Genomic DNA, 21,892 nt, shown 5'->3' on the forward strand with positions numbered 1-21,892 from the left:
TAATTTGATCGCAAACCAAAAGACGCGGGTTGATAGCAGTCGCCTCTCAGCCTTCTCTTGACATTGGCTTCTTTTTTGAATAGCTTCGCCCCGTTACTGACTCAGGCGGTCGAAACGCCTGATGTCCCAGGTATCAAATAATTCCCAGAAACAGAGAGATGTTCAGACTTAGCAATAACGCCAAGCTTGCCCTCGAAGACGGTACTATCTTTCGAGGCAGACGATTTGGCGCTGTAAGCGATACCGGAGGCGAAGTCGTTTTCAACACGGCGATGAGCGGTTATCAAGAGATAATCACCGATCCTTCGTATGCCGGACAGATTATCGTGATGACTTATCCGCAGATCGGCAACTATGGAATTGCCCTTGACGATTTCGAGTCGCGCCAGCCATTCTTAAGCGCCCTGGTCGTCAAGGAGATCAGCCGAATCGCAAGCAATTGGAGGTCGGCAAAACCTCTGAGTGATTATTTGGCACAAAAAGGAGTGCCGGGGTTAGAAGGTATCGATACGCGGCTCCTGGTTCGCAAATTGAGAACACAAGGTGCAATGCGCGGGGTAATCGGTGACAGCGGTATCAGCGACGATGTTCTTGATAAATCGCGCCAAGGCGATCCCGTCGATGGCGGGAAGGAATCTTGCAATCGGAGTGACTAAAGGACAGAGTTACGGTTGGGATACCAACTTCGCTCCTTTAAACCGCCAATGGCAGCAACAGGATCTTTTTGGGAAAGACCATTCCCTATTTCATGTTGCAGTAATGGATTTTGGCGTGAAGTGGAACATCCTCAGGAGTCTCGTAAATGTCGGTTGTAGGGTGACAGTCGTACCGGCGACAATTAGAGCAGATGAACTATTGGCGCTTTCACCGGATGGTTTGTTGTTATCGAATGGTCCGGGCGACCCTGAACCGCTTGAAGACGCTGTGAAGACAATTCAAGGAATACTTGGACGAGTACCTACTTTTGGGATCTGCCTTGGACATCAACTGCTCGCATTGGCAGCAGGCGGCAAGACTTACAAGATGAAATTTGGTCATCGCGGCAGTAATCATCCAGTGCTTGATATTGCTTCGCAGGAAGTGGAAATCACATCGCACAATCACGGATTTTCGGTCGATGCGGACAGTCTGGCGGGCGGCAAGGTCGAAGTCACACACATCAACCTGAATGACAATACGGTCGAAGGGCTCCGAATGCGCGATCTTCCGGCATTTTCAGTGCAGTATCATCCGGAGTCTGCGCCGGGACCACATGACGCCCATTACCTATTCGCTCAATTTGTTGAGATGATCAAAGAACACAAAGGCGTGGGAGCAGGCGATGCCAAAGCGTAGTGATTTGAAGAAGATCCTCGTGATTGGTTCGGGACCGATTGTCATCGGACAAGCGTGCGAGTTTGATTACTCCGGTACACAAGCGGTGAAAGCGCTGAGATCTGAAGGATTTGAAGTCATACTGGTTAACTCAAATCCTGCAACAATCATGACCGATCCGGAGATCGCTGATAGCACTTACATTGAGCCGTTGACCGTAGATTTTCTTGAACGAATCATTGCCCGTGACCGCCCGGACGCGGTATTGCCGACGGTCGGTGGACAGACAGCGCTGAATCTGGCCTTGGCTTTGACTGAGGCTGGTGTGCTTGAGAAATACGGCGTGGAGATGATTGGCGCCAGTGCCGAGGCAATCGCGATTGCCGAGGACCGCGAACAATTCAAGCAGGCGATGCTGGAAATCGGTTTGGATGTTCCGCGAAGTGTACTTGTTTCGAATCTCGGCGAAGCACAGGCCTTCTCGAAGCGCAACGGATATCCAGTAATCGTTCGACCGTCGTTCACACTTGGCGGATCCGGCGGTGGGATTGCCTACAACGCTGATGAATTCAATACAATAGTACAGCGCGGACTGGGGCTGTCACCGGTTGGACAGGTACTGATTGAAGAGTCACTGATCGGTTGGAAAGAGTACGAATTAGAAGTAATGCGCGACCGCAAAGACAATTTCGTGGTCGTGTGCTCGATAGAGAATTTTGATTCCATCGGCGTGCATACCGGCGATTCGCTGACGGTGGCACCGGCTCAGACTTTGACAGACAGAGAATATCAGCGCATGCGCGACGCGGCGGCTGCGATAATGCGGCGAGTGAAAGTTGAAACCGGCGGATCGAACGTTCAATTCGCAGTGAACCCCAGCGATGGCAGGCTGGTTATCATCGAAATGAATCCGCGTGTGTCGCGGTCTTCGGCGTTGGCCTCAAAAGCGACCGGATTCCCTATTGCAAAAATCGCGGCGAAGCTTGCGATTGGCTATACACTGGATGAGATTCGAAATGACATTACGAAGAAGACGCCTGCGGCATTCTGTTTAAGGCGCTTCGTTCACTTGAGGCAGTGAAGCCGTTCCGCCCCGCCGATCTGAGCAAAGAGCAGCTGTCATCTGCACTGGCGACTCCGAGTGAGAATCGTATCCACTTTATCGTTCATGCGCTGGAACTCGGTTGGACAATAGCGGAAGTTGGCCGATTGACGCACATCGATCCGTGGTTTCTCGATCAGATCGAACAGTTTGCTTCGCTGCAACGTGATATGCGTGACAAGACGCTGACCCAAGTTGATGAAGAAGACTTGCGGCTGGCAAAGGAGTTTGGCTTCTCAGACAGACGAATTGCCTACCTTACCAATAGTGACGAATCCGAAGTCCGCACTCTGCGATTGGAACGTAACATTCGGCCGGTTTTCAAGCGGGTTGACACCTGCGCTGGGGAATTCGAATCATTCACGCCCTATATGTACTCGACCTATGAGCAGGAAGACGAATCGCAAGTTGATGATGTTAAGAAGGTGATGATATTGGGGAGCGGTCCAAATCGAATAGGGCAAGGGATTGAATTCGACTACTGCTGCTGTCACGCCGCGTTTACGCTTCGGGAAGAGTCCGTGCAGAGCATAATGGTGAACTGCAATCCCGAGACGGTTTCAACTGACTACGATACAAGCGACCGGTTGTACTTCGAGCCACTGACGATGGAAGATATTTTGGAGATCTACGATCGGGAGAAACCCGCGGGCGTAATAGTCCAATTCGGCGGACAGACTCCGCTGAAATTGACGGTGCCCTTGGCGCAAGCCGGGGTGCCGATACTGGGGACGCCGCCTGAATCTGTCGATCTCGCCGAAGACCGAGAGCGATTTGGGAAGTTCTTGATGCGACTGGGAATTCGTCAACCTGCGCACGCATCGGTGCGTTCGTTGGATGAAGCCGATGACATAGCAAAAGATCTTGGCTACCCGTTGCTGCTGCGGCCGTCCTACGTATTGGGTGGACGCGGAATGGCGATCGTCTATGGCAAAGAACGACTGCACAAGTATTTGACTGAAGCTTTTGATTCGGCTCCCGGTCAAGCTGTGTTGGTAGATGAATTTCTCGAGGACGCTTTTGAAGTTGATGTCGATGCGATCTGTGATGGACATGAGTGCATCATCGCCGGAATAATGCAACATATCGAAGAGGCTGGAGTACACAGCGGCGATTCGAGTTCGGTACTTCCCACGTACATGATTAGCGAAGGACACCTCGCAGAAATTCGGGCTTTGACGCGAAGAATGGCGATTGAACTCGGCGTCGTTGGAATGATGAATGTCCAATTCGCGATAGCCAGAGGCGAAATCTACGTTCTTGAAGTCAATCCGCGTGCCTCACGGACTGTGCCATATGTTGCGAAGGCTACCGGAGTACCGTTGGTTAAGATCGCAACGAGGGTAATGCTTGGCAAGAAACTCAGAGAGCTCGGAATCATTGATGACTTGCAGGTGTCGCAGTACTACGTGAAGACGCCGGTGTTTCCATTCGTGAAGTTTCCCGGAGTTGACCCAAAGTTATCGCCGGAGATGCGCTCTACCGGCGAAGTCATGGGAATCGGTGAGGATTTCGGGACGGCGTTCTACAAAGCGCAGCTTGCGGCAGGTTTGCGGCTTCCGAGCTCCGGAAGCATTCTGTTTAGTGTGAACGATCTTGATAAGCGCAATGCTCTGAATGTCGCCCGGAAATTTGCATCAATGGGATTCTCGATTCTGGCAACTTCAGGGACTGCGACTTTTTTGCGCGACATGGGCGTGGAGGTCGAAACCGTCGCCAAGGTAAGCGAAGGGCGACCGAATTTTGTGGATGTCATCAAGAGCGGACAGGTTGGCCTGATAATTAATACGCCATTGGGTGAATCGTCATTTCGTGATGGATGGGCGATCAGAACCGCGGCAATTCAACACAGCGTTCCCTGTATAACGACACTGTCTGGTGCGGCCGCAGCAGTTGAAGCGGTAAGAGCGATTCAATCGAGCACTACGCAAGTTAAGTCGTTGCAAGAAATACACTTAGAGCGCAATGAGGCCATGGTTGGATTGCTCTTGAAACAGTAATTGAAAATGCCTTCGGCTGGTGAGCAGAGAACAAAAGGCAGATTAGCAACAGCTTGAAGCAAGAGTTGGCTCATTATTTACTTGCAAAATCGTAATTTCCGCAGTATAATAATGGACTATGTTCTGACCCGGTCGGCACATCGCCGATGCGGGTTTTTTCTTGCATGACCCCTATTTGCCAGACAGACCAGCGGGCCTTCGTGCAATCCAGATACCGAGCCGGGTGAACTCCCGAACTTTGAGAGGTTTATTCATCGTATGATCCCAGTTGAACGCATTCGCAATTTGGCTATTGTTGCACACATTGATCACGGCAAGACAACACTGATTGATTCGGTTTTTCGCGCAGCTCACACGTTTCGCGACAATCAGCAGATGGCCGAACGCCTGATGGACAACAATGCGCTCGAACGTGAACGCGGGATTACGATTCGTGCCAAGCACTGCACGGTCGAATGGAACGACTATTTGATCAATATTATTGATACGCCGGGCCATGCCGATTTCTCCGGCGAGGTTGAGCGGGTACTTTCGATGGTTGATTCAGTCCTGCTGTTGGTCGATGCCAACGAAGGTCCGATGCCGCAAACCCGGTACGTATTGATGCGCGCGCTTCGTCTGGGACTTAAACCGATTGTCATTATTAACAAAGTTGATCGTCCAAACGCACGCCCTGACTACGCTCTCAACAAGACATTTGACTTATTCCTCGATTTGGGTGCAACGGATGAGCAAGCACACTTCCCTGTACTTTATGGTTCGGGACTGGACGGCTGGTTCGTCAACGACCTCGACAAAGAAGAACACACTGGCATGGATTCGCTCTTTGAGACGATTGTCAAGCATGTGCCGAAGCCGCACGTGGATCAGGACGGACCTTTCCTGATGCAAGTCTCGACATTGGCATGGAACGATTACATCGGCCAGATTGGTTGTGGTCGCGTGCTTCGCGGTTCAATCAGCCGAGGCGATGAATTCACGCAATTTGTGCAACGATGGAAGGATCCAGGCAATCAAGATGAGGGCTGGGATCTGGTGAAGACGACTAAAGAGAAGTGTGTCCACTTGTGGGTAACACGCGGACTTTCTCGAATTGAAGCGGACAAAATCGGCGCCGGCGATATTGTTTGGTTAGCTGGACCGGGCGAAATCGGAATCGGAGACACATTCTCCGAAGTGGAAGAAGCATCAGCTGCTTTGAAGCCGCTGGAGATTGAAGAGCCGACAGTATCGATGTTCTTCCTTGTGAACACCGGACCGTTTTCCGGATTAGAAGGCACGGCGATCATGCTTCGCCAATTGAAGGAGCGCCTGACACGTGAACTGCGCGTAAACGTGGCATTGCGCATGGAAGACCTCGGCCGCTCAGACGGCGTAAAGGTATCCGGTCGCGGCGAATTGCATTTGGCGATACTGATCGAAGAGATGCGCCGTGAAGGGTTGGAGTTCTGTATTTCCCGACCGGAAGTTATTACGCACGAAGACAAGAATGGCAATACGCTGGAGCCAATCGAGCAATTGATTATCGATGTCCCTGAAGAATATCAAGGGATTGTAATCGAGAAGCTCGCTCGTCGCAAAGGTGAACTTCGTGCAGTCGAGAACGCCGGCACCAACGTCGTGCGCATCGAATTTGAGATTTCTACCCGCGGTTTGATTGGATATCGGAACGAATTCATGACCGACACCCGCGGCATGGGGATTATGGCCTCTCGCTTTGTCGGGTACGGTCCATGGCGCGGAGAAATCACTGCACGCAGTCGCGGTTCGGTTATCAGCATGGAGACTGGCATTGCGACAGCATACTCAATCGAGGGTTTACAAGAACGCGCGGTAATATTCGTAGAGCCGACGGATCGCGTGTACAATGGGCAGATTATAGGCGAAAATTCGCGTCCAGATGATCTTCCGTGCAATCCAACGAAAAAGAAGGCCCTGACGAATCACCGGTCTTCGACAAAGGATATCGGCGTGGCACTTGACGTGGCGCGCAAGTTGACTCTCGAACAAGCGATGGAATGGATTGGACCGGACGAATTGGTAGAAGTTACTCCAAAATCGGTGCGAATGCGCAAAGCGATACTTGATTCGGAAATCCGCAAGAAGGCACAGAAGGCGCAGACCGGAATCTACCGAAGCGCCAACATTGCGACTGCACCGCCACCGGCATAATAACTCAGTTTAGGTGATTTTTTCGAGCCGGTTCAAATTGACCCGGCTCTTTTTTTTCTACAACCGGCTCCGAATCAATATCAATCTCTGCTCAGACAAGTAACAATCTCGCCGATGTACATGCGATGGTAGTCCTTCTTTGGATAACAATCGTGAATCGGTTGTAGGAGGAATTTGGTCGGATCGAGATCGTGCGTGTAGATCTTGCGACAATCAAAGACGAGTCGCGCTTCTTCGAAGTAAACGGAGCCAGCGTGAGATTGATGGGGAGTCAAACCGGCAATATGCATCTTGTCGACATCGCGACCGGAGACATTGCCGCAGTGGTTCAGGACGGGACGACTCTCTTCGGAAAAAACAGAGAGTGTGAAGGCAGCGGTTCGTTCCATAAATTCGAAGGTGTATCGGGTGGGACGGACAAAGCAGATACAAATCTTCTTATTCCAGAGTTCCCCCATGGCTCCCCAGGAGGCTGTCATCGTGTTGTAGGATGCCATGTCCCCGGCCGTAACGAGCATCCAATCTTCGGCAATGAGGCTGAAGACATTCTCGGTTAAGGTCGCGGGATTGACAGGCGCCAAGTTGTTCATCGCTCATTCCTCCTCAGAAAAGAATCTGATTAGCAAAGTAGCGAACTCGCGACGAATTCTCCAATTGAATGTGCGTCTCACTTGGAAAAGTTATGGACTCCGCAAGTTAGAGGCACAAGCAACAGTGTTGGAGGTATCTGACGACTATCTTAGCGTCCCAGGCGACCGGCAATCATGGCACGAATTCGGGCCACCGAATGAGCCAGTGATGCAGCGGAACGGCCGGCAAACCAGTAGTCGTCGCGGCGACGAGTGTCTTCTAGTAGTTGCAATCCTTCGGGACCCGAATCGGCAATTTCGTTGATGGTTCTTAGTGTCAACGCTTCCCCGTCCGATTCTTTGTTCAAAGTGTCCATTAGAAAAGTCGCAAGTTGTGCTGGGGTCTCTGGATTGTTCGTGTAACCTCTCTTGAGAACAATGTCTCCCCACTTTACTCTTCCGGGTTTGTGAGCCATGGAATTCTCCTTTCAGTTCGAATAAGGTCTGTTTTATAAGTCGACATATCTATGGTCGATTTGCAATAGCCGCGGTTCAGAAGACAATATTGCCTTGAACCCGACACAATTAATGAAAGGTGTTTGCTGGTTATTATATCAATGCAATAAGTTTGGGCAAGCGAGGATTTTATGGCTTTCAGCAAACGGGAAACTTGGCGTCAACCTAGCTTAGAGAATGTGGAAGGCTAAACGTACATCACTCTGGCTCCGTCCCCGCTCCGAAGCGCCAGAATGAGTGTAAGATACTCGCGCAAATGACGTGTCAGAAGGAAGCTTCTACGGGTATAGTCACGGGCGATCTCTCCCATCTCCGCCAGGCGTTTGCGATGGTGCAACAAGTAACGAATACGATGGGCTGCGCCTTCAGGAGAATTCACGAGAAATCCAGTATGGAAGTTAATGACTTGAAGGCGGATACCGCCAGTGTCACCGCCAATCACCGGCTTACCTTTCCACATACCCTCTGTAACTGTCAAACCAAAGCCTTCGCGAGTCGACTTCTGAATGATAATATCAGATAAGCGCTGGAGCGCATTGATAGTCCGATTGGCATCTGGCGGAAGCAACAAGACGTGAATATCCGGGTCGTTGTTTGCTGCGGCGAGAACCTCGTCGAGTACAGCCTGACCTTCAGGGTCGTCGCTAGCGCCTCCACCAGCCAATACGAGTTGTGCTGGAACTGCGTGCTTCACCAGTTGGAATGCCTGGATGACACCGAGCGGGTCTTTGAAGCGATCAAATCGGGAGATCTGAGTGAGAATTGGTCGAGAATTATCCAAACCGAACTCAATTCTCACGAGTTCGATTTCTTCCTGCGTGAGTTCCCGGTTCTTCTCGCTGAGAGGATCAATACTAGGCGCCACGAGTACCTGAGGGTGTCGCAGAGGTTGCGCAAATTCAGCAATTGAGAAAATGCTGGCGTCATAATTCTCGACATGACTGCGGAGCGTGCGCCATACAGGGCGATACGGTCGACTGATATCGATGTGGGCGCGCCAAATCCATTTGCCGCGCCGATTCGGGCACAATCCCAACAATGCGGCAGGTTGCGGGTCGTGGATAATGACTATGTCGGCATCTTCCAAGATCGGTCGAAGTCGGGCAGCACTGGAACTGTTGGTCTCCCAATAGTGCTCCCAGTCTCGTTTGCTCAAGTTTACTGGCTGGCCTTGGAGTCCATTGTGAATTGACTTGGTGATCTCGAAAAACCGAGTGTTGCCATCAATGACTTCCCAAGACGCATCAAGGCCGACGTCGCGCATTAAGGGCACGAGCCAATCCAAAATCTCCGCCACTCCTCCTCCCTGTCGAGTTGAGTTTACATGTACGACCCTGACGTTTTCCAGGCGCTCTCCGAGCCTGAGAAGCTGTCGAATCGTGCTTGCACCAACGATACTCTCATATGCGGACAATGTTCTCGTCACTTGCGGCCCCCAATTCTCTTCAGCACTCCCACGATCTCTCTCCGAATTTCGTCAAGGTCGCTGAAGTAGAAGTCAATACCTTGCAAATCATTGATCGCGTCTTGAAGTCCCGAATTCGACTCGCTCAACCAAGCGCTGAAGTCATCGAGGTGTTCATTCGAACGGCGACGGGCCTCCAAAAAATGAAAGTAGATGCTTCCGATTGTCATTCGTTCTACGGCAGCGGCAAGATCCTTCGCACGGTTAACTTGCTCGCCGGTATCAAAGACGACAGTCATGGCTTGCATGAAGTAGAACTCGTTTCCTGAGCGAACCATCGGTACCCAGGGCTGAAGCTCGCCCAAGCGGTCTTCGAATATTTCGATCAGATGCGTTCGAAGCATTTCAATCGAATCGTACTCGTAAGGATCAATAATGGCAAGCCGCTCGGCGAGTACCCGGTCGAGCAGTCCGTTCTTGGCCCAGACTGCCAGATCGTTACGATAGTCGGGATTGTCGAATGTCGGTCGAAGCCAGGTTTCGCAGAAGTGGTGGTAAATGACGTCTTCAGCGCAAACGCTGATGCGGTCGCGGAGTTCGCGCAGATTAACCACAGGCGGCAAACCGCTCATTCGTGTCAATAAGGCGCAGTCCATAATCTTGAAAGCGGCCATTTTCGCCATTTCGTTTGCCTCCTCAGCGCGCAGTTTGCGCGAACTCAAGACGTATCAGGTGGACAAGTTCCATTGGACTCGCGACCTTGTAAGATCCAAACACGGAAATGCGACTATCGACAACGATAGCCTGACCGCCATTTTCGATGAGCCACGACATCGCTTGTGCGTCATTGGCATCGTCGCCGGCAAAAGTGGTCGTTTGCGCGTCAAACTTTTCGGGAAACAACCTAAAGAGCGAGCGGAGCCCTTCGGTTTTGTTGATAGCGGAATCGAGCGGGATCTCATGTGCAAATGGACCTTGGAACAGATTCAGATTGTGCGCGGCCGTGAACAATTGCAAGCTCCATACCAATTTGGAGTGGAGGTCAGCATCGAGGTTTCGGTAGTGAACAGTCACAGACACGAACTTGTCTTCCAAGTCGACTTCAAACGGTGCAATCACTTCTCGGAGAGGTGGGAGTACTAACTCGCGAAGTTTCACAGCACGATCCTTCGCGATTGGGTTGGCGACAACGACCGTCTGTTGAGGATCCTGCCAAAACAATCCGCTTGTACCGCCGAGATAGAGATCTTGACAATCGACTCTGAGTCGAACATCCTCAACCGTGCGACTCGTGAGAATTGCAACTGACGTTTCGGGGCGAAGTGACAACTCTTGCAACATGAGTTGAGATTCCGGAAGAATGGCTGCAAGTGCCCGATTTGGCACCAATTCAGCCAGCGTGCCATCGAAATCGAATACCCAAAGTTGTCTCATTTCATATTCTCCCGTTCAGCCGCCAGAATTGGTTGAATCCGTCGAATCTCTTCGAAAATGCTGCTCCCCCATCCATAGATGTTGTTGGCGGTCACAAGTCGGCGCATACGAGTCATTCGTTCACGTCGTTCGGTCTCATTCATTACCAGCGCCGCATAAAATGAAGAAGCAACCTCATCCACGTCGTAAGGATTTACTTGGATTGCATCGATTAGCTCGCGTGCCGCTCCGGTGTATCGCGAAAGCAATAACACTCCATCACCGTCTATGCGCGAGGCGATGAACTCTTTTGCGACAAGATTCATTCCGTCGTGGACCGAAGTCACGAGGAGCGTGTGCGCCAACTGATATGCTGCAAGGACTGTAATGTAGTCGTGATGACCACGAAGAAATCTAATCGGTATCCAGCGAGCAGTTTGGTACTTCTGATTGATTTCGTCGACAAGCGTTTCAACCTTGGAATCCAAACGACGATATTTGTCCACACCAGATCGGCTGGGAGCGGCGAGCTGCAAAAGTGTCACTTTACCGTGCAAATCGGAGTTCTCGCCAAGTAGCTGGTCGAAGGCTCGAAGTCGCTCCGGGATACCCTTGGTATAATCGAGGCGATCGACTCCGACAAAGAGCGTCTGGCCAGCTTCTGCAGATTCAATTTCGTGAAGAATTTCTTGAGCTCGGCGCGAGATCGCTTCACTTCCGGAATCGATGGCGATTTGACTGATATCAACGCTGATAGGAAACGGTCGCACGAATGTCATCTTTCCGCCTCGGAATATTCTGAAGTGTTCGCGATCGACTCGCGATTCAATGACAGAATCAACAGTATCGAGAAAATTGTTGCAGTGGTATTGGATGTGGAACCCGAGAAGATCATTACCCAAGAGTCCATCCAACAGTTCTTCACCCCACGGCATTATTCTGAAAGCTTCAGAGTTTGGCCATGGTATGTGCCAAAAATGCACCAGCGTAAGATCGGGACGGTGATTCTTCAACATGCGCGGGAGCAAGGCAAGGTGATAATCCTGTATGAAGACGATGGCCGGATCGGGTCCAACTTCCTCAAGGACAGCAGCGCAGAATTTCTCATTTACTCTACGGTAAGTTTCCCAATCGGCACGAGAAAAGGTCGGTCGTGCATAGGCGATGTGACAGAGGGGCCAAATTGCATTGTTGGCTACGCCGTCATAGTACCCGAGTTCATCCTGACTCGTTAACCAAACCCGGCGAAGGGTGTACTTAGGATCATGTTTAGGTACAACCACCCGATCGTATCTATCGACGACTCGTCGATCGGCAGAACCAGAACCGTGGGCAATCCAGGTCCCGTTGACAGCGCCCAGGATTGGCTCGAGCCCAGTAACCATGCCGCTTGCCGGACGAATCTCCCGGTAGCCGGTGCCGAATGATTCGTGGATTATCGGTTCCCGGTTGGAAACGACTACCAACTTCGATCCGTCGGCCACGTCGCGGATTATTCTCGCCAGTGACGATGAGTCGACCAGAGTGTTGTGGTGCTCCGAGCCAATGCGGCTAGACTCGATTCGCTCCGGAATCTCGATCAAGTCGAGTGGTGAGTTTCTGTCGTCGTCTGTGTTTCTCATGCCGAGCCTCCTCAGCAAATGACAATCGCCAACGCTTGAGCGTTTCGCGTTGCCGGAGTTTCTTCGGATGTCGTCCGTAAACAGACTTTACTATCAAAGTGCTTGTAGGTCGAGCAATGCACACACTTCAGAGTGGTGCGATTACAGTTTCAAGAAGAGAATTCACTTTGTAACTTCGATTTCGCCAGCGCGCTTGAAATAAGTCGCAGTCAAAGTTGGCGATTAGTATTGCTCTATTAGGTATATGCTTCGGGTTCCCAATTCGTTTGAGTGATTTGTAAGCTACACGCACAGAGTCTATTGACACCTGCCACTGTGTGACTGCAATCAGCAAGATACGATGTGGCACAATCGCGCGCATTTCATGGTGAAACGTGCGCAAGCAGCGAGGTGAATGGCCATTGAACAACTTAAAAGCCAACTGGCGGAGATGAGAGGCAACAGTATGCCAGTTGTTACTTGTGAAGATGACCTCATTTGCGAGAGTCCTGCGCTCAAGAGAAAACCGCATGGGACCTGACACTCGAGCCTACGCAATCGTCTGTCAACTTGCTGATTGAATGGCGAAGTTACCTGCGAAGTAATTTCTTGGAATCCCGCGTACCAACAGGTAGATTTGCGAACAGATTTTGGGCACTTTGCTCTAAGGATCGCTGATGCAGGAGGTGATTTGATGAAATATCTACCGCAGTTGTTTGCCAATAACCGAGAATGGGCTAAGAGAATGACGGCGCAGGATCCCGAGTTCTTTCGTCGATTGGCAGCGATTCAATCTCCGGAGTATCTTTGGATTGGCTGCTCGGACAGCCGCGTTCCGGCAAATCAGATTACGGGGCTCAATCCGGGAGAAGTATTCGTCCATCGCAACATTGCCAATATTGTAGTAGCGGATGACACAAATTGCCTGGCGGTTATCCAATTCGCAGTTGACGTACTGAAGGTCAAGCACATTATCGTGTGCGGGCACTATGGCTGCGGCGGCGTAAAGTCGGCGCTACTTGGTGAGAGTCACGGCATCGTAGACGATTGGCTGGTGCATATCCGAGATATTCAGGTTAAGCACACCGCGACACTGAGCCAATACCCGAGTACAGAGAAACGATGGAACCGTCTTTGCGAACTCAACGTCATAGAGCAGGTCGTGAACATCTGTCAGACGTCAATAGCTCGAGATGCTTGGAGCCGCGGACAACAACTCGACATTCACGGTTGGATCTATGATCTGCAGGACGGACTACTGCGCGATCTGGAGGTGTCATTGGATGATCCAAACAGAATGAAGCAGGTCTACTCGGAAGCGATCGACAAGATTCGTCATTCCGCCTAATTTCTCAATCGAGAGGTTTCTTAGTCTTCCCTACCCAATCCGGTGCGGAATCAATTCGCTGCCTGAGCAACAAGTTCAGTTGCGCCGTATGGTGCTGAACGTGCCGCATGCTGTAGAGCATCAACTCGACATTGGATAAGCCTGGACGTTTTGATCCGCAGGGTTGATGAAGATTCTCATCGGTCAATCCTTGAACGGCAATGCGACACTTGTTGCGACCGTATTCCAGGTAAGTCAGCAACTCTGCTGGAGTATATGCTCGAGCGGGTATGACACCGGCAGGGTCAAGCTCTTCCAAACCGAAGGGAGCAGGCGGTGCGAACTCCTTGCCGTCTTCTGTAAAGTAGAAATCGAGCCAAAAGAGCGTATGCGAAGCAATGTACCAGAATTCGGATGGTTCGGAGCGCTCGCCCCAAACTTCGGGAGGACACGCGCGAATGGCGTTCTCGAGCATGTCGATACTGGCGCCGGACTGCTGCCAGAGAGTTGTTTTCCAAGCTGTAAGCATTAGTAACTCCTTTGTAATCAGTTATCCTCCCGTACTATGGCGGCAATTTGCGTATTTGTCAATCGCATTTGAACCGCCTGCAGCTGCCAAATCGTTTGCGCGAATGTCCACGATTCGGTAAGTTGATTTAAGGTGATTGCACATAAAATCGCGCCGGCACACCCGGAGCACGTCAATAGAGGTCAACATGGGAATTAGAAGAGATTTAATGGCTGGGCTGGTCGCCGTGGCGGCATTGGTGTTCTTATTCAGTTGCGGCAAGAAAGAGAACGAAGGAACGCAGCAGCAAGGGCCGGGGGCGAAGTTCACTATTGGCGTTTCGTTGCTGACGCGGACTCATCCGTTCTATCAAGATCTTGAGGCGGGACTTCAGGAAGCTGCGAAGGCAGCGGGCTTTGAACTGCTGATTAATGCCGGAGAATTTGATGTCGCCAAGCAGAAGGATCAAATACAAGATTTCATTGTACGCAAGGTGAATGCAATTATTGTTTCGCCGTGTGACTCGAAATCGATTGGCACATCAATCAAAGCAGCTAACGATGCAGGTATTCCGGTGTTTACGGCAGATATTGCCTGCCTCGCCGAGGATGCCAAGATTATCACACATGTAGCTTCCGACAATATTGAAGGCGGGCGATTGGCGGCACAAGCTGTGGCACAGGCAATCAATGGCCGCGGTAAGGTTGCGATTATCGACCATCCCGAAGTTGAGTCCGTGATCCAGCGGGTCAAGGGATTCGAAGAAGAAATTGCTAATTATCCAGATATCGTTGTTGCTGCGAAGCTTTCTGGCCGAGGCATGAAGGATCAGGCCTTTAAAACAACAGAAGACATATTGCAGTCGCATCCCGACTTGGCTGCGGTGTTCGGAATCAACGATGACTCGGCTCTTGGTGCCCTGGCGGCGATTGAGAAAGCTGGCAAGCAAAGCAGTGTCAAGATCATCGGATTCGATGCAGTTCCGGAAGCACGGGCGGCTATCAAGGACGGCAAAATCTTTGCTGATGTCATACAACGACCGCATGAAATCGGATTGAGGACAATAGAAGCAGTCAAGACGTATTCTGCCGGCGGAACCGTTGAAGCGATGATACTGATCCCTTGCGCACTGTTTACGCAAGCCGATGCTCAATAGCGATTCTTGTCTCTTGCGCATGTCGGGGATACGTAAGACATTCCCCGGCGTCATCGCGCTCGAAAGTGCAACATTTGACCTCGAGAGCGGCGAAGTGCATGCTCTGGTTGGAGAAAATGGTGCCGGCAAAAGCACGCTTATAAAGATTCTCACTGGAGTGCAGCATCAAGACAGCGGCACAATCGAGCTGTATGGCTCTCATGTAACCTTCAATTCACCACTGGATGCACAACAAGCTCTGCTTGCCACCATCTATCAAGAATTCACTTTAGTTCCTTCCTTGAGTGTTCGTGCAAATTTGTTCCTCGGACGAGAGAAATCTCGGGCAGGCTTTCTCAACGAGCGAGAAGAAGCCTCGAAGGCAAAAAGGATCCTGGCGAAACTGGGACTCGCGATTGATGTTGAGACTTCCGTTTCAGAACTGACAATTGCACAGCAGCAGCTGGTTGAAATCGGTCGCGCGTTAGCGAGCGATGCCAAGATACTGGTCATGGATGAACCAACAGCAGCACTTACACCAACCGAAGTGAGAGCGTTGTTCGTCGTCTTGCGAGAATTGGCGGAACAAGGCATCGGAATGATCTTTATTAGCCACCGCTTGGACGAAATATTCGAGATTGCAGACCGGATTACGGTTCTGCGCGATGGAGCAACCATCGAAACACGGGCGGCTTCAAATTTCACCCGGCGTCAGCTAATTGAACTTATGGTCGGGCGCAACATCGAGGAAGAATATCCCAAAGTGAAGACCGAACCAAAGACAGAAGGCCTTGAAGTTCGCAATTTGAAAGGCAGCATTGTCCAAGATGTATCGTTCACGGCAAATCGAGGCGAGATTGTAGGAATTGCGGGATTGATGGGTGCAGGACGAACGGAAGTCGTACGAATGATTTTTGGCGCAGACAAACTTGAGAATGGAACGATTTCGCTCGATGGCAAGAAAATTAAAGCAAGTTCGCCCCGCGAAGCGATCGCCCAAGGAATATGTCTTCTGACCGAAGACCGCAAAGCACAGGGATTGATACTGCGAGCGGCTGCAAAAGACAATTTTGCACTTCCCAATCTCAAGTTATGGTCGGTCCTTGGCTTCATCGACAAAGCCAAAGAGTTGAGCCGCTTTCAAAAACACGTGGCGAATCTCAAAATTCGCATTTCTGATGCGGAACAACTTGCCGAGAATCTTTCCGGAGGCAATCAGCAGAAATTGCTGGTTGCGAGGTGGCTGGAGACGAATTCGCAAGTCGTGATATTTGATGAGCCAACACGCGGCATCGATGTTGGCGCGAAATATGAGATGTATTTGCTCATTGGCGAGTTGGCGCTACAGGGGAAGGTTGTGATTGTGGTGTCTTCGGAGCTGCCGGAGTTGCTCGGCATTTGCGACCGAATACTTGTGATGAGAAGGGGTCGTGTTGCCGGCGAGATTACAGACGTAAGGACAGCGAAACAGGATGATGTTATGGCATTGGCTGTTTGAGATGAAGAGAGCGATTCGAGCACAAATCAATGAGCAATGATAGAACAACCCGTCGGTCGCGAATCAAGAGATTGATTTCAGACTATGGCATGCTCGGTGTCCTTTTGCTGCTGTGTGTTTTATTCTCTTTGCTCACGCTCGACGAACAATTTCCGGTCGGAGCTGCGGCCGCAGAATCAGTCTATGAGTCACATCTTTCACCCGCAGGGTCATCGACATTCATCATTGCTGTCGGCGCGGGTACTGTGCAGGACAGCAGTTTCACACTGGAGTTGTCAAAACGGCTGCCCAGCGCAAAGCTTGGCATCTTTAACGGCAGCCCCCAAGAGATACGGGCATTCTTAGAAAACTCAGTAGATACTTCGGGTACCAAGTTGGTGATTGCGACAACTAATGCGGTAGCCCCTGTCGTGTTGGCAATCAAATCGCAAGTGCCGTCGCTTCAATCTGCTGAAATCGTATCTCCCCTATCGCGACGCTGGCCGACATTCCTTTTGGCCGAGAATATTCGCAATGTTGCCAATCAGATCACGGTCATCGCGATAATTGCCATCGGCATGACGATTGTGATTATCACCGCAGGAATCGATCTCTCGGTCGGGAGCCTAATTGCGTTGTGCGCTGTGATCGTAACCTGGCTGATCGGGCAATGGGGGGCTGAGTCGGCGGGAGCAAGTGCAATGCTTGTTGCGGCATTGATAGGAATTGTTCTTTGCGGAGTGGTTGGAGCGTTCAGCGGAGTGATGATTACACGTTTCAAGATTCCTCCGTTTATTGCGACGCTCGCGATGATGCAAGTCGCGGCAGGAATCGGCTACATCATATCACAAGGGCGGCCTATTTATCAAATCCCAGACAGTTTCATCTGGCTCGGACGAGGCGTGGATCCACTATTCGGGATACCAACCGCGGTAATTCTGATGGTTGTGTTATATGCTATCGCCCATGTAATGATGTCGCGAACGACGCTGGGGCGCTATATCTATGCGGTTGGCGGTAATCCCGAGGCTGCCAGGCTGGCGGGAATCAGGGTGAATGCAATTCTGCTTTTCGCATACACGGTTTGTGCAATGCTTGCCGGACTTGGCGGGGTTTTAATGGCTTCCCAACTCAAGAGTGGTGCGCCGACATATGGATTGTCGTACGAATTGTATGTCATCGCCGCTGTCGTTGTCGGCGGGACAAGCCTTTCCGGCGGCGAGGGACGAATTCTTGGGAACGTTGATCGGGGCATTGATAATCGGCGTGATCCAGAATGGTATGAATCTCGTGAATGTCGAGAGCTACACCCAGAAGGTTGTGCTTGGACTCGTCATTCTCGGGGCGGTATTATTGGACAGGCTGAAACAGCGGCGGATGGCATCGGTGCGGACTTGAGTCGTGATTAACTTGATGTTTTAGATTTTTGCTTTACTGATAGGGATGGAATTATGACCAATCACAAACTTTTGCAAGCTGTCACATTGACGCTTTTGCTGTTCACCACGACTTTCGCGCAGGCAACAGATTCCAAACAGCCCGAGTTGAAGGTTGTTGCAACGGCGCATCTCGACACGCAGTGGCGCTGGACGATTCAGAATACGATCAATGAATTTGTGCCGCTGACATTTCGCGAGAATTTCAAGCTGATGGATATCTATCCGGATTACGTCTTTAGCTTTGAGGGTTCGTTCCGTTACAAGCTCTTTCGCGAATACTACCCGGATGAATATGCGAAGCTGAAGAAGTATGTCGATTCGGGACAGTGGCGCGTTACCGGAAGCTGGGTTGATGCGGTGGATGTCAACATTCCTTCGTTCGAGTCGCTGGTGCGACATAACCTGTACGGCAACGGATTCTACAAGAAGGAGTTCGGCAAGACGAGCCGCGATATCTTTCTTCCCGATTGCTTCGGGTTCGGTTACGCATTGCCCTCGATAGCTGCGCATTGCGGGTTGAAGAGCTTCACCACACAGAAGCTCACCTGGGGCTCGGCAGTTGGTGTGCCGTTTGATATCGGGCTCTGGCAGGGAGTAGACGGTTCGAAGATCATCGCAGGATTGAATGCCGGGGACTATACGGGCAAGATCAAAGGCGATCTTAGCCGCGACACGACATGGCAACGCAAGATTGCGACCTCGGGCGAGACGACCGGAATACACGCGGGCTACACCTATTTTGGCACAGGCGACACAGGCGGATCACCTGAATCGTTGTCGGTCGATTGGCTGCAGAGATCTATCAAGAGTGATGGGCCGATCAAGGTCTCTTCTGTCGGCGCTGACGATCTGGTGGATTTGGTGAATACTGTCGATCAAAGTAAGCTGCCGACCTACGACGGCGAGCTGTTGATGACGCGACATGGCGTGGGATGTTACACCTCGCAGGCAGCGATGAAACGCTGGAACCGCAAGAATGAGCTATTGGCGGATGCGGCCGAGCGCGCTTCGGTGATAGCGCATCTGACGGCCGGTGTTCCCTATCCAACGGAGTATCTGCGTGAAACCTGGGAGAGATTCTTATGGCATCAATTCCACGACGATCTCACAGGTACGAGTATTCCGGAGGCGTACGAGTTTTCGTGGAATGATGAGATATTGTGTCAGAATCGGTTTGCGGCGGCACTGGAGAGTGCCATCGGAGCAGTCTTCTCTGGATCATCCGAAAATAAGGAGCACTACCTAACCGTATTTAATCCGTTGGCAATCCATCGTTCTGACGTGGTTGAGCTCGCATTCCCCGAGATGAGGTCTTGGTTCTACCACTTCTATGGTCCCGACGGACTCGAAATTCCTACCCAGACTACAGCCAATGGCAAAAGTCAGATTCTTCAGGTAGGAGTTTCGCCGATTGGATTTATCCAGCTGACAAATTTAATGAATCACGATCCGAAGTCCGTCGATTCCGACTTGAAGGTATCTGAAAATTCGATTGAAAATTCCCGATACAAAATCGCAATCGATCCGGACGGAAATGTCGCTTCAATATTTGATAAGAAACTCAAACGAGAACTGTTATCGGCACCTGTACAATATCAACTACTCTTCGACAAACCGCGTCAGTGGCCAGCTTGGGAGATTCAATATGAGGATATTATCATACCTCCGCGCGCCGTCCTCAAAGATCCAGTGGAAATCAAAGTCATCGAAAGCGGTCCGGTACGTGCGTCAATCGAGATTCTTCGCAAGACCGATGCTTCGACTTTTAAAACCACTATCAGCCTCGTCGCCAACAGCGATCGCATTGAATTCAAGAACGAGATCGACTGGTACGAAAAGGAGACGCTGCTTAAGGTCGCTTTCCCGTTGACCTGTGCCAACGATAGCGTGACTTACGACCTCGGACTGGGAGCAATCAAGCGCGGACTTAATACAAAGCAGAAGTACGAAGTGCCCGGTCACCAGTGGGCGGATATGACCGACCCGTCGGGCGAGTACGGCGTGGCAATATTGAACGACTGCAAGTACGGCTGGGATCATCCAGAAGCGGGAGTACTGCGCTTGACCTTGATTCACACACCGGGCGTATTCGAAAGCTGGAATTGGGTTGGTGACGAGAAGTCGCAGGACATGGGACATCACGAGTTTACGTTTGCGATCTGCTCTCACAGTGGCGACTGGAGTGATTCCGACATTCCTGAACAGGCGGCACGGCTTAATCAGCCTTTGGTAGCGTTCGCAACCGACAAGCATCGCGGGACGCTTGGTCGAGAGTTTTCACTGCTGAATGTCGATGCCAAATCTTCAGGCGATAATGTGTTCGTCAATGCAGTCAAAATGTCAGAAACGGGTGATGAACTGATTGTTCGAGTCAAAGAAACCAAAGGCAAAGCGGCAAATTCCACTAAGATCAATTTCGCATTTCCGATTGAGTCGGCACGCGAAGTCAACGGTTTTGAAGACCCGGTCGGCACCACATTGTTTCATGATAGCTCGCTGGAATTCTCGTTGACACCGTACCAGCCGAAAGCGTTCGCGGTGAAGCTAAAGACCGACCCGGCGGACGACCTGCCTCCAGTCAAGTGGCAGCCGGTGGTGCTTCCTTACAATCTCGACGCCATCAGCCTCGACAGTGATCGCAAGGACGGCAATATCGACGGCAAGGGGAATAGTCTGGCAGGAGAACTAGTTCCCGATACACTTTTATACAATGGCGTGTCTTTTGTGATGGGACCGAAGAAGGCGGGTGAACTGAATGCAGTTTCCTGCAACGGGCAAACGCTCAAACTGCCCAATGGAGACTATAACGAGCTGCATATCATAGGTTGCTCGGTTGGCGGCGCGATCGGAAGCACTTTTGCAATTGACCGATATGAGGAGTTCAAGATCTGGCTGCAGGACTATGTTGAACCACTTGGACAATGGAATAATCGCCTTGTGGCAGGTCAGTTGAATGAGGAACCGGATGGGATTGCACCCGGCTACATCAATCGCCAGCCAGTCGCGTGGTACGGATCGCATCGACATCTCGCCAGCGGAGAAAACGAAGCGTATCGCTTCACATATCTTTTCGCAGTGAATTACATAATCGAGAAGGGATCAAGAGAACTTACACTGCCGCAAAACCCGAACATGAAGATTTTCGCAATCAGCGTTGCACAGACGCCATTTGCCGAGAATCTGACAAGAGTCCAGCCATTGTACGATGAACTTAGCAGCACTCTTGCTCGTGTTTCTGCAGATAGCAGCAGTTTTGTCGGTCAGTGCACGGTAAGTATGAGTTCCCCTAACCCCGGCGCTATGGTATATTACAGCTTGGACGGCACAAGTCCGACGCTTAGTTCATCGCGATATCAAGAACCAATCACTCTGGCAGCCACCACGACGGTCAAAGCGCGTGCGATTCTCGATGGAAAAAGCGATCATTTTGTCACCGCCGTTACCTATCGCCAACTCGTCCCGCATGAAGCCACACCGGTTACTGATCTCAAACCTGGGTTGGCTGCAGCGTATTACGAAGGCGAATGGCAGAAACTGCCGGCGTTTGACTCACTGAAAGCTAAAGAGAGCTTCATCGCCGATTCGATTGCTCTTCCCGTGATCGCACGAGCGGAAGACTTTGGGTTGACGTTTGCCGGCTACTTCCTCGCACCGGCAGAGGGTCTGTACGAATTTGCTATCAGTTCCGATGATGGCAGCAAGGTGTTCGTAGGCGATTCACTGGTCGTCGACAACGATGGATTACATGGCGGTGGCGACGTGGTTGGTCAGATCGCGTTGAAGCCGGGATATCATCGGCTGTATATCCCGATGTTCCAATGCAAGGGAGGTCGCGAGCTAGACGTTCATGTCACCGGCCCGGGAATGCCACGCGAACGGCTGCGGGCGAATCGGCTGTTCCATTAGGTCGAAGC

Annotated in this window: 12 protein-coding genes and 3 pseudogenes; 8 read left to right on the top strand and 7 right to left on the bottom strand. The window is 51.2% G+C overall.

Going from position 1 to position 21,892, the window contains the following annotated elements; all coding sequences use genetic code 11:
- The first annotated feature begins 158 nt into the window (after nt 1-158).
- The 3 genes and pseudogenes from carA (at nt 159) to typA (ending at nt 6,588) form a co-directional block, all read left to right on the top strand.
- Nucleotides 159-1,335: pseudogene (gene carA / locus IPH59_12465) on the top strand (glutamine-hydrolyzing carbamoyl-phosphate synthase small subunit).
- Nucleotides 1,322-4,416 (top strand): annotated as a pseudogene (carB, locus tag IPH59_12470) (carbamoyl-phosphate synthase large subunit). The pseudogenes carA and carB overlap by 14 nt, the downstream one beginning before the upstream one ends.
- Before the next feature lie 258 nt (nt 4,417-4,674).
- Nucleotides 4,675-6,588, top strand: a complete 1,914-nt coding sequence (gene typA, locus IPH59_12475) for a translational GTPase TypA (protein MBK7092513.1) — start codon at nt 4,675-4,677, stop codon at nt 6,586-6,588.
- 80 nt (nt 6,589-6,668) lie between these two features.
- On the opposite strand, the gene IPH59_12480 is transcribed toward typA, so the two are convergent.
- The 6 genes from IPH59_12480 to IPH59_12505 all read right to left on the bottom strand — a co-directional run bounded on the left by IPH59_12480 (nt 6,669) and on the right by IPH59_12505 (nt 12,113).
- The gene (locus IPH59_12480) at nt 6,669-7,178 is read right to left on the bottom strand and encodes a flavin reductase family protein (GenBank protein MBK7092514.1); all 510 of its coding nucleotides are present in this window, start codon (nt 7,176-7,178) and stop codon (nt 6,669-6,671) included.
- Between the two features lie 149 nt (nt 7,179-7,327).
- Entirely contained in the window at nt 7,328-7,633 is a 306-nt protein-coding gene (locus tag IPH59_12485) for a hypothetical protein (GenBank protein ID MBK7092515.1), read from the bottom strand.
- Nucleotides 7,634-7,860: 227 nt separating this feature from the next.
- Nucleotides 7,861-9,099, bottom strand: coding sequence for a glycosyltransferase (locus tag IPH59_12490; protein MBK7092516.1), 1,239 nt, complete (start codon nt 9,097-9,099; stop codon nt 7,861-7,863).
- Nucleotides 9,096-9,761, bottom strand: a complete 666-nt coding sequence (locus IPH59_12495) for a hypothetical protein (GenBank protein ID MBK7092517.1) — start codon at nt 9,759-9,761, stop codon at nt 9,096-9,098. Before IPH59_12495 ends, IPH59_12490 begins: the two co-directional genes overlap by 4 nt.
- A 13-nt stretch (nt 9,762-9,774) precedes the next feature.
- Nucleotides 9,775-10,512 carry a trehalose-phosphatase gene (otsB, locus tag IPH59_12500; GenBank protein ID MBK7092518.1) on the bottom strand — a complete coding sequence of 246 codons (738 nt, stop codon included), beginning with the start codon at nt 10,510-10,512 and terminating at the stop codon, nt 9,775-9,777.
- Nucleotides 10,509-12,113 (bottom strand): trehalose-6-phosphate synthase, encoded by a 1,605-nt coding sequence (locus tag IPH59_12505; protein MBK7092519.1) that lies wholly within the window; start codon nt 12,111-12,113, stop codon nt 10,509-10,511. Before IPH59_12505 ends, otsB begins: the two co-directional genes overlap by 4 nt.
- Before the next feature lie 673 nt (nt 12,114-12,786).
- Between IPH59_12505 and can the strand changes: the two genes are divergently transcribed.
- Nucleotides 12,787-13,440 carry a carbonate dehydratase gene (gene can, locus IPH59_12510; protein ID MBK7092520.1) on the top strand — a complete coding sequence of 218 codons (654 nt, stop codon included), beginning with the start codon at nt 12,787-12,789 and terminating at the stop codon, nt 13,438-13,440.
- 4 nt (nt 13,441-13,444) lie between these two features.
- Here can and IPH59_12515 read toward each other — a convergent pair whose 3' ends face one another.
- Nucleotides 13,445-13,948 carry a DinB family protein gene (locus IPH59_12515; GenBank protein MBK7092521.1) on the bottom strand — a complete coding sequence of 168 codons (504 nt, stop codon included), beginning with the start codon at nt 13,946-13,948 and terminating at the stop codon, nt 13,445-13,447.
- A gap of 187 nt (nt 13,949-14,135) precedes the next feature.
- On the opposite strand from IPH59_12515, the gene IPH59_12520 reads away from it, so the two are divergent.
- The 4 genes and pseudogenes from IPH59_12520 to IPH59_12535 all read left to right on the top strand — a co-directional run bounded on the left by IPH59_12520 (nt 14,136) and on the right by IPH59_12535 (nt 21,884).
- Complete coding sequence (locus IPH59_12520) at nt 14,136-15,083, top strand: substrate-binding domain-containing protein (protein MBK7092522.1); 948 nt, start codon at nt 14,136-14,138, stop codon at nt 15,081-15,083.
- A gap of 19 nt (nt 15,084-15,102) precedes the next feature.
- The gene (locus IPH59_12525; protein MBK7092523.1) at nt 15,103-16,560 is read left to right on the top strand and encodes a sugar ABC transporter ATP-binding protein; all 1,458 of its coding nucleotides are present in this window, start codon (nt 15,103-15,105) and stop codon (nt 16,558-16,560) included.
- Nucleotides 16,561-16,589: 29 nt separating this feature from the next.
- Nucleotides 16,590-17,937: pseudogene (locus tag IPH59_12530) on the top strand (ABC transporter permease).
- Nucleotides 17,938-17,990: 53 nt separating this feature from the next.
- Entirely contained in the window at nt 17,991-21,884 is a 3,894-nt protein-coding gene (locus IPH59_12535; GenBank protein MBK7092524.1) for a chitobiase/beta-hexosaminidase C-terminal domain-containing protein, read from the top strand.
- Nucleotides 21,885-21,892 lie beyond the last annotated feature (8 nt).

The sequence above is a fragment of the bacterium genome, assembly GCA_016708315.1.
Taxonomy (GTDB): Bacteria; Zixibacteria; MSB-5A5; order CAIYYT01; family CAIYYT01; genus JADJGC01.